Source organism: Leisingera sp. UBA4491 (genome assembly GCF_002388965.1).
Classification (GTDB): domain Bacteria; phylum Pseudomonadota; class Alphaproteobacteria; order Rhodobacterales; family Rhodobacteraceae; genus Leisingera; species Leisingera aquaemixtae.
Map to the genome: position 1 here is coordinate 91,954 of NZ_DGNN01000028.1, position 14,253 is coordinate 106,206.

General features: G+C 61.5%; 16 protein-coding genes. 1 reads left to right on the top strand and 15 read right to left on the bottom strand.

Annotated elements, in window-relative coordinates; translation table 11 throughout:
• Window positions 1–13 precede the first annotated feature (13 nt).
• From B2P87_RS16780 to B2P87_RS16815, 9 genes are all read right to left on the bottom strand, one after another.
• Entirely contained in the window at window positions 14–367 is a 354-nt protein-coding gene (locus B2P87_RS16780; RefSeq protein ID WP_141889450.1) for a helix-turn-helix domain-containing protein, read from the bottom strand.
• A 235-nt stretch (window positions 368–602) separates the two neighbouring features.
• The gene (locus B2P87_RS16785) at window positions 603–965 is read right to left on the bottom strand and encodes a helix-turn-helix domain-containing protein (RefSeq protein ID WP_141889449.1); all 363 of its coding nucleotides are present in this window, start codon (window positions 963–965) and stop codon (window positions 603–605) included.
• Entirely contained in the window at window positions 962–1,372 is a 411-nt protein-coding gene (locus B2P87_RS16790) for a hypothetical protein (protein WP_141889448.1), read from the bottom strand. The genes B2P87_RS16785 and B2P87_RS16790 overlap by 4 nt, the downstream gene beginning before the upstream one ends.
• The gene (locus B2P87_RS16795; protein ID WP_141889447.1) at window positions 1,365–2,387 is read right to left on the bottom strand and encodes a phage portal protein; all 1,023 of its coding nucleotides are present in this window, start codon (window positions 2,385–2,387) and stop codon (window positions 1,365–1,367) included. The genes B2P87_RS16790 and B2P87_RS16795 overlap by 8 nt, the downstream gene beginning before the upstream one ends.
• The gene (locus B2P87_RS16800; protein ID WP_141889446.1) at window positions 2,387–2,839 is read right to left on the bottom strand and encodes a hypothetical protein; all 453 of its coding nucleotides are present in this window, start codon (window positions 2,837–2,839) and stop codon (window positions 2,387–2,389) included. Before B2P87_RS16800 ends, B2P87_RS16795 begins: the two co-directional genes overlap by 1 nt.
• 98 nt (window positions 2,840–2,937) lie before the next feature.
• A complete protein-coding gene (locus tag B2P87_RS16805; RefSeq protein WP_167510230.1) occupies window positions 2,938–3,426 on the bottom strand; it encodes an HK97 family phage prohead protease in 489 nt (162 codons plus the stop codon).
• 98 nt (window positions 3,427–3,524) lie between these two features.
• Window positions 3,525–4,784, bottom strand: a complete 1,260-nt coding sequence (locus tag B2P87_RS16810; protein WP_141889444.1) for a phage major capsid protein — start codon at window positions 4,782–4,784, stop codon at window positions 3,525–3,527.
• Window positions 4,778–5,167 carry an HNH endonuclease gene (locus tag B2P87_RS20065; protein WP_141889443.1) on the bottom strand — a complete coding sequence of 130 codons (390 nt, stop codon included), beginning with the start codon at window positions 5,165–5,167 and terminating at the stop codon, window positions 4,778–4,780. Before B2P87_RS20065 ends, B2P87_RS16810 begins: the two co-directional genes overlap by 7 nt.
• The gene (locus B2P87_RS16815; protein ID WP_141889442.1) at window positions 5,164–6,714 is read right to left on the bottom strand and encodes a terminase TerL endonuclease subunit; all 1,551 of its coding nucleotides are present in this window, start codon (window positions 6,712–6,714) and stop codon (window positions 5,164–5,166) included. Before B2P87_RS16815 ends, B2P87_RS20065 begins: the two co-directional genes overlap by 4 nt.
• Before the next feature lie 242 nt (window positions 6,715–6,956).
• On the opposite strand from B2P87_RS16815, the gene B2P87_RS16820 reads away from it, so the two are divergent.
• Window positions 6,957–7,844: a hypothetical protein gene (locus B2P87_RS16820; protein ID WP_141889441.1), complete on the top strand. Its 888-nt coding sequence runs from the start codon at window positions 6,957–6,959 to the stop codon at window positions 7,842–7,844.
• Here the strand turns inward: B2P87_RS16820 and B2P87_RS16825 are convergent.
• The 6 genes from B2P87_RS16825 to B2P87_RS16850 all read right to left on the bottom strand — a co-directional run bounded on the left by B2P87_RS16825 (window position 7,841) and on the right by B2P87_RS16850 (window position 14,154).
• Complete coding sequence (locus B2P87_RS16825; protein WP_141889440.1) at window positions 7,841–9,052, bottom strand: tyrosine-type recombinase/integrase; 1,212 nt, start codon at window positions 9,050–9,052, stop codon at window positions 7,841–7,843. The genes B2P87_RS16820 and B2P87_RS16825 overlap by 4 nt on opposite strands.
• A 382-nt stretch (window positions 9,053–9,434) precedes the next feature.
• Window positions 9,435–10,976 carry a catalase gene (locus B2P87_RS16830; RefSeq protein WP_141889439.1) on the bottom strand — a complete coding sequence of 514 codons (1,542 nt, stop codon included), beginning with the start codon at window positions 10,974–10,976 and terminating at the stop codon, window positions 9,435–9,437.
• Between the two features lie 114 nt (window positions 10,977–11,090).
• Entirely contained in the window at window positions 11,091–12,038 is a 948-nt protein-coding gene (locus B2P87_RS16835) for a YihY/virulence factor BrkB family protein (protein WP_141889438.1), read from the bottom strand.
• A gap of 64 nt (window positions 12,039–12,102) precedes the next feature.
• Window positions 12,103–13,248 carry a DUF3618 domain-containing protein gene (locus tag B2P87_RS16840; protein WP_058286315.1) on the bottom strand — a complete coding sequence of 382 codons (1,146 nt, stop codon included), beginning with the start codon at window positions 13,246–13,248 and terminating at the stop codon, window positions 12,103–12,105.
• Complete coding sequence (locus B2P87_RS16845) at window positions 13,238–13,651, bottom strand: phage holin family protein (protein ID WP_058286314.1); 414 nt, start codon at window positions 13,649–13,651, stop codon at window positions 13,238–13,240. The genes B2P87_RS16840 and B2P87_RS16845 overlap by 11 nt, the downstream gene beginning before the upstream one ends.
• Window positions 13,648–14,154, bottom strand: coding sequence for a hypothetical protein (locus B2P87_RS16850; RefSeq protein ID WP_141889437.1), 507 nt, complete (start codon window positions 14,152–14,154; stop codon window positions 13,648–13,650). The genes B2P87_RS16845 and B2P87_RS16850 overlap by 4 nt, the downstream gene beginning before the upstream one ends.
• Window positions 14,155–14,253 lie beyond the last annotated feature (99 nt).

Genomic DNA, 14,253 nt, shown 5'->3' on the forward strand with positions numbered 1-14,253 from the left:
TTAGAAGTCATCTTCAGCTTTCTGACGGCTTAGCCCCCCGCATCAGGCGCAGCTCACTAGCCTCAACGTTGTGGGCCTCTGTGTTCGCCGCCGTGCGGTACTCATAGCTTTTGTGAACCCTGCGCCGCTCAATCAGTTTCTTTTCTACCAGCACCCTGATTGCCGCACTTACGGTATTCACGGAAACGCTGCACATTTCCGCCAAGGCCCGCTGCTCAACAGGCACCCAACGAGTGCCTTCAGAAACTGAATTGAGCAGCAACCAAACCCTGTGTTCCAAAGCTGTTGTTAGTTTGAGCAAGCGCATGTCAGCCCGCACTGCTGCCATGTACATTTCCTGCTCGGCCCGAAGTCCCTTCAACATCATGCATCCTCTTTTTTAGGGGGGACCACGTGTAGCAGAAAAGCAGCTCAATCGCAAATTTTCAGTGTGAGGATACGGGAAATAATCGTTGTGTACCAATAGGTTCACAAGCATCTGACTCGCTGGAGCCATTGACAGAGTAACGCTACCTGATAGAAATCTTAAGCCAAGTAATCGGTTGGCTTGGCAACCTTACAGCGTGGGTGCCCCTGCCGTTCCATTCGGCAGGGGTTCTTTTTTACCGGCGCTTGCGTTTGCGGACTGCTTTGCCCGCACCCGGTGCGGAAATCACACCGGCTTCGGACAACATCACGCGCAACAGAAGCCAAAGGGGCATTTGGTAGCCCTGCGCCAACTTCCCCAATGTGCGGACACCCGGATTTAGCTGCTGCCCGCGCTCATAGAATGCCAGTTGAGAGCTAGAAATATCCACGCGCCGCAGCACCTCCACCCGCTTCATGCAGCGCTCTTTCCTCCACTCCGCCAGCAGGCATTTCAGGTTCATAGGCACCTTCGGTTCCGGCTTATCCTTCAGCAGTTCTGCAAGTTCATCCTGAACGCCATAGGCCGCGGCCATTTCCAGCAAGAAGTCCTTTGTCATGGTTCATCACTCCTAACGCGCGGCGCGTCATTGGCCGTCCAGCGACGCACCTCCAGTTTGAAGCTGGCGGAAAGGCTATCCCGGCCCAAAGCCTCGTCCACCACCAGCCAAGTACCGTCTGTTGCCAGCACTGCCTCCGGCGCTTGTGACAGCGGCTCGCCGTAGAGTGTCAGAACCCCCTGAGCTGTTTTGCCGTCGGCTCCGGTCTCTTTCCATTCCAAAGCACCGGCCAAGGTTTCCAGCCAGTCAAACACAGTTGCCGTGTCTGACTTCGCAAGGCGCCGCTCCTCCTCCGTCAGGCCGGACAAATCAAGCGGCACCTTGTCCTTTCGATAGAGGCGGTATCTCTGCATCAACGGACTGTGTTTGGCGGCCCGCCGGAAAGCCTGCGCGATGTGGTCATTCATCGCCCCAGCCCACCAGTGACATAGCCTTGTCCACTGGCACGCCGGACTTAACCAGCGTGCCCACAGCCCGGGCACGCCCGGCAACATCAGCGCTCATCATCGACCCGCTGTCCATTTTGGAAACCCCCACCTTTGCCAGCTCAGGCAAAAGCTGCCGGGCCAGCGGCTCAATGGTCTGGAGGACAAAGAGCCGGTAAGCTTCCCGCATAGCCCCGGCGTTTCCGCTGGCAGTCACCAGCGCTGGCGGTATGCCCGCCGCCGCCAACAACCGCGCGTGCAAGCCATCCGCCGCCGGGTTCAAATCTGCCTTCTGTAAATCAGGGGTCAGCTCCACCCGCTTGAACTCATGCCCCCGCGGCTGGCCTGTATTTGTGGCAAAGTCCGCCTTGCTGCGGATAGCCGCCAAGGTACCCCCGCCCTTGAGCCCCCGCAGGGCCGCCGTCTGCTGCTCCTCCGGCACCACATCAGGGAACGGCAGCAAGCCACGCCCAGTCCATTCCAGCGCTCCCGATACCGCCCGCTCTATCTCCGCCATCAGCCGCGGGCTGGAGCCCATCATCTGAAATGGGCTGCGCCCCCGCCAAGGCTGCTCCGAAGAAGGGTTCACTACCAGCTTGAGCACTTCCCCTTCGATGGCACGCACGGTTTCCGTTTCCGCCGGGCGGGCGATGTGAAGATGATAGCGTCCCCGTCCAAGTTCGTCCCAGTAGGCGGCCCGGTGCAAGCTCAGGTCACTGCCATCAACACGGATGTGCCAGCAGCTTTCGCCACGCAAACACAGGTCCGACCCGATTGCAGCCAGCACGTCCGCCCGCAGCGGCCCAGCCTCCGGCGCCGGGTCCAACATAGAGAACCCGCGGGACCAAAAACCTGCACAGGTGGCAACCGTGGCACTGAGTGCGGCGCTGCCGTCAGAAAGGAGATTTGCTTGCCGCCCGGCCACATATTCCGCCGTAACCGAAGGAAACGCCGCCCGCTCCTCCCGCTCCAACTCACGTTTCTTGAAAGGCCACATCAGAACCGGACCTCCCCGGCCAGAAGCATTCCCGCACCAGATGCACGGAACAGCCCGGCCAGCGCCTCCCGGGTCAAGCTGCTGTCACCTGCATTGATCTGGCGGAACTCCCGCCGCACAGGGGTATGAATGAGCTGATACAGGGTCAGCGCCCGCACAGCCTCAATCACATGCGGCGCCGGTTCGCCCGGCTCTACTGTGCCGGTTTGCGTAAGCCTGTACCGGCCAGCATTCAGGCCGGTGACGACGCCAGCGTCAGGGATGTATGCCGCAGCTTCGGCAGCCCATGCGGAACCGTCCCAGCTCTCAACCGTGACTGCCGCAGGGAAGGGATAGCGGGGCCATTGAACCTCCCCGGGCTCCTCCAGCACCGCCACAGCCACAGAGGCGTTCACAGGCCAGTACAGGCGCCCTGTGAAGGTCTCAGCCAGCGCCCAAGAGGCCCCAATCATGGCCGTTGCCCTGTCATTGGCCACACCAGCCTCAAGAGCAACGCTTACAGCATCCGGCACAGTGGGCAGAGCCCCCCGCGTTTGGGAGAAATCGGTAATCATGGGAGGATGATCCTTTCAGTTCGCACCGGGTGCGCTGCGGTTTGCAGAGCCCGCAATTCCGCCTCGCTGTCGCCGTAGGCAGGCCGCGTCACCAGCGACAATTCATAGAGCACCAATTGCAGCAGCGTGCGGATGAACACAGAGGGGTTACCCGGTTCCGGGTCCAACCTTTCATTGTCCGGCACGGTCTCTTTCGGCGGCACCCGGAAGCCCGGCGAGATACCCGTGACCAACCCCGCGCCCAGCAGCGTAAGCGCATCCCGCACGTGGGTCACATCTTCAAGGCCGGGCTCAATGATGGCCTCAAACGTCAAAGCTTCGGCGGTATCCTTGAGCACCAGAGACCCCGCCTGCCGTGACGCCAAAGGCCGGTCGAAGCTGTGCCCGAATAACAGGTTCACCTCTGCATCCGGGTCGGTCAGCGTGAAGTCAAAGGCCCCCGGCATGATGCGTTCCTTGCGCACTTTGCCCCGGTCGCTCAGCACCGCCAAAGACCCATAGGGGAAACGGCCCGCAATCCGGGGGCGCTTACCCTCGCGGCGGACCTCCAAGCCCGCCGCTGGCCAGATCGCGCGCCGCTCCATTACGCGCGGTCCTGCACGCCAGTGAGTTTGAAGTAGTGCGTAGCCGTGCGCTGGATCAGCACATCAAGGAAGGCAAACATGGTCAGTGCCACCTTGCCTGTCTTGCTTTCGCTGTACGGGTCCACAATCAGTTCAGGGCTTCCCCACGTCGGCACATAGGCGTTGTTGCTGCCCGCACCGAAGTAGACAGTGGACGCCCCCTTGTCGGTGGCGTCACGTGCACCACGGGCCGACACCTGAGAGGACCACAGCATGCCGAAGCCCGCGGACTTCAAGCGGTCCAGCTCGGATACGGCGGTGCCGCTCACCAGCGTATCGGCAAGGGTCTGGTGCACGATGGGCGCCCCAGCAATCCGCACCTGCGCCGGGTCGCTCAGCTTGGCCGTTTCCTGAATTTCCGTGGCGCGCAGCAGGAACTCCGAAAAGCTGGCCACACCATCCAGCGCGGTTGTGCGCCCAGCGGTCAGCACGCTGTCAAAGCCTGCCGGTTGCTCATCGGCGCCCGTGCCTTGGAAAATGGCAAGGTCAATGCCCTCGCGCAGCACTTCGGACAGGTCACGCCGCAGAATGGACGGCAGCGCACTGTTCTGACGGATCGCCTGCCGGGTCAGCAGATAACGCCCCGTTGCCGTGTGCATGGCAGGGCTCTTGCTAGTGGTGCTGATCGCCTGTGCGTCCGCACCATTGCCCTCAGCCACCCACGAAAGGCCGGTGCCGCCAGTGATTTCCGGGAAGGTGGGGGTGCCCGTGACTTGCAAGACATTGACCCCGAAGCGGCCCGCCGCGGAGTTTTCAAAGAAGCGTTCAAGGGCGTTCATCACCGGGCGGCTTGCAAGCTCCTGCGATGTGCCGGCGGCTGCATCTGTGGCAACGTCTGCCCGCTGCTCCAGTGCTTCCCACGGAAAGCGGATACCCTTCTGCCCTTGGCCATGGCGCTGTTCAAGTTCTTGGCTCACTTCGGCCTCACGGCCTGCCAGCGGCTTGCCATCGACCTGTGCCGCGATGACCGCGCTCAGATCGAACGAACGGCATTCCCGGTCAAAATCATTGGCGGCTTTGTCCGGCTCTTTGATCTGTTCGCGCTCCGCATCTTCCACCAGCAGCGCCGCCCGCAGCTCCACCTCCGCATTCTGGTAGGCATCGGTCAGGCTGCGCAGTTCTGTGCGGCCGTCATCGCTGACTTCATCGGCCTTCTGAATTTCGGCCATGCGCTCGCGCCGTTTCGATTGCGCAAGCTGGATTTCTTGAGATTTCAGCATTTGGGGTTCCTTTTCCCATCGGAGATTTCAGGAATGCCCGCGGCGGCTATGAACTGCTCGCGCCCTCGGACGTTGGTGCGGCGCGGGGGCCTCGCCGCCAAAGTTCTCCCGGTATCTTCACCGGGCCCCCGCGCCTTACCCCGCCGTTCACCGTTGGTTTTGGTGGTGTGGCAGGATTGGCAAAGGTATTGCAGGTTACTGGGGTCATAGACGTGCAGCCCATGCACATCCTCTTGAGCGCGCGGCTGGATGTGATCGACCTCGCCGTGCATGCCCAGGTACGTGAAACAGTGCTCACAGCGGAAAGATGCGCGATGCGCCACAAAGGGGCGCACGCTGTCCCGCCATGTTGTGTTTTTCAGGGGGCGCGGGTTGTACCTCATAGGACCTCCACCACGTATTCAGGAACAACAGCCTCCCGGGCGCGCAGCATGGCGGAGCACGCCAGCACCAGACTGGAAGCAACATCAATTCGGGCGTGCAGGTGGCTCTTGGCCAATTGGCAAGCGCCGGTCGTGCTGACCTTCACGTCTGCCTCAGCAAGCGCAGCCTCCAGCAGAATGGACCGCTGCATTTGGACAGCCCCGGCAATGAACAGCTTGCGGGTTGCCCGAATGTCCTGATCGCCGTCTTTGGGACCTGTGCCGCGGTAGATGACTGGCCACGCCAACCGCGCCCGCGACAATGCAGTTTCAAATTCGTGCTGGCGGTATCGGTCACAGGAGACAGACGCGATTGGGTGATTGCCGATGCGGGCAATCAGTTCCGGCAGAAATTCTTGCAAGTCTGACACGCTGCCAGAGGTTTCAATCAGCTCACCCGCTTCCGCGCAGCGGTGCCATGTATCGCCCACTTGGTCACGCTTACCGCGGGCCAGCAGGTCAATATCCGCACCCGGAAAAGCCCCCAGCACCTTAAGCAAGCCGGAGTGTTCATAGGCGATGGTGGCAGCGGTCATGGAAGCACTGCCGCCCAGATCAATCCCGACGTGAACAGGCTCACCGGGAAGCGGCTGCAGTGCCTCCTTTTTGTAGGCCTTCCGCAGAGTGTCATAGTCCAGCAGCAATTCGCGCGATGGCGAAAGCGGCTTGTTCAAATGCCAAGCCTCAAACTCGGCCATGCTGCCGGACTGTTCTGCCTTCGCATAGGCATCTTCCATGAAACGGAATGGCTTGATCTTGCCAAGACCCGGGGTCGCCTTGTGCCAAATCTTAGGGTCGCTGGAGTCGTCGCCCTTTTCCGCGGCATAGAGCGTCACATGCGTGCGCTTGTCAGGCCGTTCTATCAGGTCGTTATAGCTGGGGCTGTCGCCGCGCGTGCCGGTCAGAATGAGCTGGCCATTGCGTGCGGAGAGAGCGTCAAAGAACCCGGTGATAAGCTCGCCTTGGTTCTTCCCAAGCAGGCCCGTTTCATCAATGACGGCTAGGTCAAGGTCCGCACCGTGACCCTGCGCCCGGGTACCAGTGCTCAGCCAGAGGGTACCCCCGTTAATGAACAGCACGCCCGGCTTGGGATCGCTCCGGCGGCGCATGTCATCTTCGCGGCCCGCAGTCTCCAGCAAGGCAGCCATGGCCTTGGCAATGTACAGGGCATGCTTTTCCGTGGGCGCTGCAATCGCCCCGTTAAACCCTTTGATGTGGATAGGGCTGTCCGAACACATCAGCCCCAGAATGAGCGCAGCCAGAAGCGTGGACTTACCCAGCTTGCGCGGGGTGGAGTAGATGCAAGTCCGCCATTTGGGGCCGTCCGGTTCCCGGGCAAGAAAGGCCCGAACAAACCGTAGCTGAAAGGGCTGCAGAATGAACGGCTCGCCCGCATTCATCCCCGCAGGGATTTTGAAGTTCTGAGAAAGCCAGAACGCAAAGCGTTGCTCCAGAGGAGCCCGCTTTCGTTTCCGCACCGGGTGCGCAAAGGGGTTCAATGCGTTCATGTCCGTAACCCACGAGAGACAGCAAGGCCCGCCTCCGCTCCGTATCTATCCTCCTCCCGTGAGGTGCCCGGCAGGGTTCCCTTGGGAGGTTTTGGCGTAGTATCACGGTATCATAATACCCCACATGAAGCACAAGTGGGGTTCGGGAAATACTACTTTTTGGCTTGCGCTTGGATGCTTCTCTACCGAAACTCCGCTGAACAACTGGGCCAACCTAGTTCGCAACTAGCTAGTGAGCAAAAATGACAGAGAATATACTGGGACAGAGGTTTTCACACACTTACCTAACTAAAGGCGCCCCTGAAAAAGACAGCAAGAAAGCACGTTTCAGACTTGCAAAGCTGTGCGAAAAGTCATGCCCACCACCTTCGTTTGGCAGGTATGGCGACGCTTTTGATTATAACAAAAATGCGCAGGATGCGATTGAACAGGAGTTAGGCATTTGTTTTTCAAGCGCTTCTCAGAGCGGGACTCTATTTCCACGGTGGGATTGGTACTTCAACAGAATAACCGTTCTGGAAATGCTCGACACAATCACAGTAGTCGGCAACTCGCTTCACAGACAATATATTCAGAGCAGCCGGCGCGAACTATTTATTTCAGGCGCCAGAAAGATACTTAAAGAAGAAAATCTAGCGTACGAGATTGACGGCAGCGGCAGCATTCACCCGCTAATTGATAGCGCATTCAGCTCAACGATGCAGTCAGCAATTGTTGCCCTCAATGAACCTAGGTATGCAGCAACTGCCCAAACCCTTGAACAAGTTGATAGCTGCCTCTTACAGGACCCACCGAACTACATCGGAGCAATCCGCGCAAGTTTCGGCGCATGCGAAAACTTGTTCAAGCTCATGTACAAAGTACTCAAGCTTGATGCGAGAGCGGCAGGCGACAAAATCGGGAAGGATCAACAGGCCTTCTACTCCGGGCACCCTGTACTGAATGCAGCCAGCGCCAAAACTTTGGAGGGATTTAAAGATTGGGTCAACGCGGCTCACAACTACCGCCACGAACAAGGTGTTGAAGAACCCAATCAGCCTACGGAGGAAGTAGCCATACTAATCATTTCCCAAGGGCTCTCGTACGTTCGCTGGCTGGCTCAAATAGACAAGAAAAAGCAGAACACCTAACAAACCTGCTGAAACGCATGCTGCGCCCACTGTGCTAGTTCGCTCCGGCGCTGTTCAAACAGATCGGAGCGGGCATAGGCATTGCGGACCTTGCTGCCGACGACATGAGCCAAGTTCAGTTCTGAAATCTCATCGGAGTGCGGGCTGTTCTCCTGAGCCCATGTCTTAAACGTGGTGCGGAAGCCATGTGTAGTGAAATCGGTGCGCCCCATACGTTTGTAGAGAGCTGCAAAAACCACGTCAGATTGCCGCTTACCCTGCGGGCTAGGAAAGATCAGATCGCCCTCCCTTTCTTCTGCACGTACTGCCTTGAGGATCGCTTGAGCCTGCGGTGACAAGGGAATGCGGTGCTCTCGCTTCATCTTCATCCGCTCCTTCGGCACGGTCCATACATCGCCTTCAATTTCATCCCAGCGGGCGCCGCGCGCTTCACCCGAGCGGGTGCCAGTCAAAATAAGGAACTCAAGGCAGCGGGCAGACATACCGCGGCGCTTCTTCAATTCGACCATGAATGCGGGCAGGTCCGGCCACGGCATGGCCTTCCGGTGTTCGACTTCCGGGCGCACGCTTGGCAGCGTGTCCTTGGATATGTCGCAGGGGTTCGGGCCGTGGTATTTCTCAGTGTCGATTGCATATGCAAACACCGCGCTCATGCGTTGTTTGACCCTCTGCGCGGTATCACGCTTTGAGTTCCAAATCGGCTTGAGCACTTCTAGCACATCCTGCTTCCCTAGGTAGGCAATTGGCCCGTCGCCCATTACGGGGAATACGTAGTTCTCAAGGCTGGCAATCCATTTGTCAGCGTGCTTCTGGCTTGTCCAAGAGGACCGGCGCATTTCAAAGACCTCAAGAGCCACATTCTTGAAGGTCTCTTGTACGTGGGTCTGCTGCCAGTTTTGCTTTGCACCTTCACGCTCAGCCTCAGCCTGCGCCAGAGGGTCCACACCCAAGTCAATCAGCTCTCGGATTTCACGTGCCCGCCCCCTAGCAAGTTCCAGAGGCAGCAAGCGGAGGGGACCCAGCCCCATGTCTCGCTGCGTACCATAGAGCCGGTACCGAACCGCCCAGCTCTTAGCGGGCGGCCTCTTTCCGCGTGGCTTCGAAACATTCAAATAAAGCCCGTTCCGAAACCCGTCGAAGTACCGGCCCGGCTTCTTGATGCGTTCGCAATCGCGCTGCGTGAGAAAGTCTTGGCTGTAACGCGGCATTTCCTTCCCCTCTTTTCCCCTCAAAAGGCAACTTTAAACCTCTGGGCACAGACGGCCCCAATCAGGGAAATCTCGTGAGAAACCGGAAATTTGTAAACCTTTCGGTACACTTACGGGACTCCTGACGAACGAAGCTACCCATGCAACTACCGAACTTCAAGTCCCTCCTCCGCTACCACCCTTCCCCAAAATCCGGAAAAACCAGCAACCGCCTGCAAGGCCTGCGCCCTGCGCTTGCTATCCGCGCGCAGCGGCTCCAGCCGCACGCTGAAGCTGGCTGGCTGGCACCTGCCTGACGCCCCCGGCGCACTCGCGGATGCTTCTGCCAGCGTGCAAACGGGCCCCGCTAAGGGCCCGCTGCCTGCCAGTGGCAATGCGGTTTCTATCCGCCAGTCCCGCTGCCGCTGATGCTTTCGGCCGAGGCCAGACCCGGCGCTTCCGACGCGCCGCCCAGCTTCTCGCGCACAGCGGCCTCGATCCTGCCGCCGGTCTCGCCGTCGATGTTGCGCCAGTAATCGAACGCCCGCTGCAGCACCTTCTCGCTGACACCGTCGCTCAGATGCCCGGCCACATTCGACACCAGCCGGTCGCGGGCGGCATCGTCCATCACCTCGCGCACCAGCGTGCCGGCCTGACTCCAGTCATCGTCGTCTTCCCGCAGCGTGTAGGCCTGGCGGACCATGCCGCCGTCCGTATGCCACAGGCCGGCCTCGGGGCCAGCGGGGGGCTTTGCTGCCGGCCCGCCATAGGAATTGGGCGCATAGACCGGATCCGCAACCTTCTGCGTGCGTCCCGCCCCGTCCTTGGAATAGCTGTAGACCGGGCATTGCGCCTTGTTCACCGGGATTTCCTTGTAGTTCACGCCCAGCCGCGCCCGGTGCGCGTCCGCGTAGGAAAAGCCCCGAGCCAGCAGCATCTTGTCCGGCGACAGCCCAACCCCCGGCACCATGTTGTTCGGCTCAAACGCCGCCTGTTCGATTTCCGTGTGGAAGTCGGTGGGGTTCCGGTCCAGCACCAGTTTCCCGACCTCGATCAGCGGATAATCCGCATGCGGCCAGACCTTGGTCAGATCGAACGGGTTAAGGCGGTAAGTCTTGGCATCCTCATAGGGCATGATCTGCCATTTTAGCGTCCAGCTGGGCGGGTTGCCGTCGCGGATCGCATTGAACAGATCGCGCCGGTGATAATCGCCGTCGCTGCCGGCCAGCTTGTCGGCCTCCTCCTGGCTCAGGTACGCGTTGCCATCCCCCTGATCGGTGTGGAAGTGGAACTTGACCCAGAACTTCTCCCCCTCGGCATTCACCAGCGAGTAGGTGTGGCTGGAATAGCCGTTCATCTCGCGCCAGCTCTTCGGGATGCCCCGGTCGCCCATCAGATAGGCCACCTGATGCGCGCTTTCCGGCGACAGGGTCCAGAAATCCCACTGCATGTCATGGTCGCGCAGGTCGTTGTCGGCGCGGCGTTTCTGGCTGCGGATGAAATGCTGGAACTTGAGCGGATCGCGGATGAAAAAGACGGGGGTATTGTTGCCCACCATGTCGAAATTGCCGTCCTCGGTGTACATTTTCACCGAGAAGCCGCGCGGATCGCGCCAGGTGTCGGGGCTGCCCCGCTCGCCGGCCACTGTCGAGAAGCGGACGAGGGCATCGCATTTCGCGCCGGGCTGAAAGATCTTGGCCTTGGTGTATTTCGACACGTCCTGCGTGGTCTCGAAATAGCCGAACGCGCCGCCGCCCTTGGCGTGGGGCTGGCGCTCCGGGATGCGCTCCCGGTTGAAGTTTGCCATCTGTTCGATCAGGTAATGATCGTTGAGCACAATCGGCCCGTCCGGCCCCACGGTCAGCGAATGCTCGTCGCTGTGAACGCGCTGGCCCGCATCGGTGGTGGTCGGGGGGGTGCCCTTGCTGTCGTTGGAGCTTGTCATTCCAGACCTCTCTTCAATCACTGTGGAAAAACGTGTCGCTGCAGCGGTAAGGTCCCTGGGCGCCGCCGCTCTCGCCCGGTGCGTTTTTGCCAGGAGCCGGCAGCTCCGGCTGCCTCAGCTGCCCTGCGGCGCGCCCAGCTTGTCGGCCTTCACCGCGCCGCGCTCGCCCATCGGCTCATCCGGGCCGACGGTTGTGTCATAGGTCGTCTGCGCCTCGACTTCGGCGTTGATCTCGGCCCCCAGCAGCACGATGAAGGCGGAAATCCACAGCCACATCAGCAGAACAACAACCCCGGCCAGCGCGCCGAAGCTTTCGTTGTAGGAACCGAAGTTGCCGACATAAAACGCAAACCCGGCAGAGCCTGCCAGCCACAGCACACAGGCGGCAGCCGCGCCGGGCGACGTCCACAATAGCTCGGGCTTGTCGCGCGAGGGGCCATAGCGGTAAAGCACCGCAAGCCCGGCCATGGTCATCACCAGCAGCACGCCCCAGGCCAGCAGCGTGCCCAGCGCTTCGGTCACGGGGCCTGCGTCAACCAGCGCGATAACAGACGGAACCGCCAGCGTCGCCAGCAAGCCCATCAGCAGCCCGGCAATCAGAAACAGCGTCAGAACAAGGGTAACAAAGGTCTTCATGAAGAACCCGCGCTTCTCCTCCTCGTCATAGGCCACGTTCATGCCTTCGATCAGGCTGTTCATGCCCTTGGAGGCCGAATAGAGCGCAATCACGATACCCGCCACCGCGGCCAGTCCCAGCCCGCCTTCCCGCGACCCTGCAACCTGGGTCGCCTGGCCGACGATAATCTCCATCACCTCGTCCGGCACGACCCCTTCAAGCTGCGAAATCTGATCGACGATCTGGGCGGGCTCAACCATCAGGCCGCCGATCGCCAAAAGCGCGGTGATCGCCGGGAACAGCGCCATCAACCCGTAAAAGGCCACACCGGCAGCTATCAGCCCCACGTGGTCCGCGGCAACCTCGTCCTTGACCCGCAGGGCGATATCCTTCCAGCCCTTGGGCGGGATCCTGTACGGTGCTTCCGCGTGCCTGCCGCGTGCCATGGCGCGTCCTCCCCGTCCGTTTCATGCAAAGGCGGAGGCTGCCGAGGCAGCCTCCGGGCCCGTCTTACGATGAAGGCTTGCCAAGATCCTTTTCCTTGGCCTTGTCGGCAGCCGCTCCGGCGATGCGCTTGCCGGCGGACTTCAACTCGTCGGCAGCAGCTTGGGCTGCGGTCTTGCCTTGCGGCGCCGCGCTGTCCATCGCCTCACGCTTCTCGCTGGCGATGGTTTCAGCTTCCTTGCGGGCGGCCTGCATCACCGCGACGGCCTTCTCCTGCTCTTCGCGGAGGATCGCTTCGGCCCGCTCCGTCATCTTGTCGCTGTAGGCGCCCAGCATGTCATCTTCGGTGCGGGTGCGCGGCAGCGCACCGCCGATGGCTGCGCCCAGCGCCAGCGCCAGTGCCCCCGCAACCAGCGGCTGGCGGTTGTAGAAGTCCGCCGACTGGCGCGACCCGGAGGCCAGCGCCTCTGCGGCCTTGCGGCGGGCATCAATAGCGGCCTCGCGGGCCGCGATCACGCGGGCCTTGGCCTCTTCGGACAGGTTCTCGGTGCCTTCCGACAGGCGGGCGCGCATGCGGGCAGCGCTGAGCCGGGCGGCTTCTGCAGCGGAGGATGCGCCGTCACGGACCGATTGTCCGGCCGCTGCGGCCTTGTCCTTCGCGGCTGCGCCAGCATCCTTGACGGCAGAGCCCGCCGCCGAGGCCTTGTCGTGCAGCGCCGATCCTGCTGCAGACGCCTTGGCCTGCGCCGATGCGGCGGCGCCGGCGGCGCGGTCAGCCAGGCTGCTGCCATCGTCATCATCGTCGCGCGCCCAGGCGGGAACCCCTTCGGTGCCGCCCTTCATGCGCGGATCGGGGCGCGTCACCAGCGTGCCGCTGGAGGCGTGCCCGCCATAGCTGCCGCCTGCCCGGCGGTCTTCCCAGCCGCTGTCACGGCCGGCACCGCTGCGGCTCGCGCCGGAACGGCCCTGGCCGAAGATCATCCAGGCCAGCCCGACGCCGGTCAGCACCACCGCCGCCGGGTTTTCCTTGACGGTCCGGGTGATGGCGTTGCCGATCTCGCCGCCGTGCTCACGCAGCTGTTCGCCCAGCTGCTGCACAACCCCGTCGACGGAAAACTTGTTCTGCAGGTGTTCAAGGTTGCTGGTCAGCTGCGCGCGATCCCGTTCAATCTCGCGCTCAATCTCGTGAACAGAACGGCTGTCATTTGTCATTGTACGTCTCCTTAATGGATTGCGCGTCGCGCTTCACGTTTTCAGCGGTGCGGGTCGGGGCCAGGCTCGACAGCTTGAGGTCGCTGGTGCCCTTGGCGATCATGCCAAAGGCGATGGCGGCAAAGGCCACGCCCACCAGAAGGGCTGCCCAGCCCGGGTCCATTCCGGCTTCGGTCAGCCCGGCGGACAGCGCCGCGGCGAGGACGTTCAGCGCCGTCAGCGCCACCACGACGCCGCCGACGATCAGGCCCAAGGCAACGGCCGCGCGGTTCATGTTTTCGCCGATCTCGGCCCGCGCAAGCGCCAGCTCGTTGCGGATCAGCGAGCTGATGTTGTTCAGCGCTTCGGACACGATGCTGGCGGCATTCGGCGATCCGCCAGGTCCGGGATTTGTCTGTGTCATTTCGGATCTCCCACGTTCTGCGTGACCGGATAGCCGCCCGCCGGTTGCGCGGGGCTGGTGGCGGGGGCAGCCGCGGACGGGTGCGCTGCAGGGAGCTGCGGTGTGTCCTGATGGCTGCTGTCCGACGCCTTGGCAAAGCGCGCGGCGGCAAAGCCCAGCAGCGCAGCGCTGCTCAGGAACATGACCGGATTCTTGCGGGCGAAATCCGAAACCGAATGGACCATGTCGCCAAGGTCCTGGTTGCGGATCGAGTCTGACACATCGGCCAGGGTGCCGGCCACCTGGCCGATCGCGCGTTCATGCGGCGAGCCGCTGCGCATTTCGTTGGAGGCGGAGCGCAGGGCCGAGGCGACGGATTTCACCTCGTCGGCGACGCTTTCCTTGGCGGCTTCGGCGCGCAGCTGCGCCTCCTTCTTGGCGGTTTCAGCAGCGGTTGCCGCGGCGGACTTGGCCTCTTCGGCAACGTTTTTTGCGGCGGCTTTCACTTTGTCTGTTCCGGACATCTGAATACTCCCTCTGATCAGGCGATAAAGTTGAGCAAGGCGAGAACGACGACAACGACGCCAATGATGTAGAAGATACTGTGCATGGCTTCCTCCCCG

What these genes read in the sequence shown, in the direction of transcription:
- B2P87_RS16780 (WP_141889450.1), bottom strand. Translation starts at nt 367, where the DNA reads ATGATGTTGAAGGGACTTCGGGCCGAGCAGGAAATGTACATGGCAGCA.
- B2P87_RS16785 (WP_141889449.1), bottom strand. Translation starts at nt 965, where the DNA reads ATGACAAAGGACTTCTTGCTGGAAATGGCCGCGGCCTATGGCGTTCAG.
- B2P87_RS16790 (WP_141889448.1), bottom strand. Translation starts at nt 1,372, where the DNA reads ATGAATGACCACATCGCGCAGGCTTTCCGGCGGGCCGCCAAACACAGT.
- B2P87_RS16795 (WP_141889447.1), bottom strand. Translation starts at nt 2,387, where the DNA reads ATGTGGCCTTTCAAGAAACGTGAGTTGGAGCGGGAGGAGCGGGCGGCG.
- B2P87_RS16800 (WP_141889446.1), bottom strand. Translation starts at nt 2,839, where the DNA reads ATGATTGGGGCCTCTTGGGCGCTGGCTGAGACCTTCACAGGGCGCCTG.
- B2P87_RS16810 (WP_141889444.1), bottom strand. Translation starts at nt 4,784, where the DNA reads ATGCTGAAATCTCAAGAAATCCAGCTTGCGCAATCGAAACGGCGCGAG.
- B2P87_RS20065 (WP_141889443.1), bottom strand. Translation starts at nt 5,167, where the DNA reads ATGAGGTACAACCCGCGCCCCCTGAAAAACACAACATGGCGGGACAGC.
- B2P87_RS16815 (WP_141889442.1), bottom strand. Translation starts at nt 6,714, where the DNA reads ATGAACGCATTGAACCCCTTTGCGCACCCGGTGCGGAAACGAAAGCGG.
- B2P87_RS16820 (WP_141889441.1), top strand. Translation starts at nt 6,957, where the DNA reads ATGACAGAGAATATACTGGGACAGAGGTTTTCACACACTTACCTAACT.
- B2P87_RS16825 (WP_141889440.1), bottom strand. Translation starts at nt 9,052, where the DNA reads ATGCCGCGTTACAGCCAAGACTTTCTCACGCAGCGCGATTGCGAACGC.
- B2P87_RS16830 (WP_141889439.1), bottom strand. Translation starts at nt 10,976, where the DNA reads ATGACAAGCTCCAACGACAGCAAGGGCACCCCCCCGACCACCACCGAT.
- B2P87_RS16835 (WP_141889438.1), bottom strand. Translation starts at nt 12,038, where the DNA reads ATGGCACGCGGCAGGCACGCGGAAGCACCGTACAGGATCCCGCCCAAG.
- B2P87_RS16840 (WP_058286315.1), bottom strand. Translation starts at nt 13,248, where the DNA reads ATGACAAATGACAGCCGTTCTGTTCACGAGATTGAGCGCGAGATTGAA.
- B2P87_RS16845 (WP_058286314.1), bottom strand. Translation starts at nt 13,651, where the DNA reads ATGACACAGACAAATCCCGGACCTGGCGGATCGCCGAATGCCGCCAGC.
- B2P87_RS16850 (WP_141889437.1), bottom strand. Translation starts at nt 14,154, where the DNA reads ATGTCCGGAACAGACAAAGTGAAAGCCGCCGCAAAAAACGTTGCCGAA.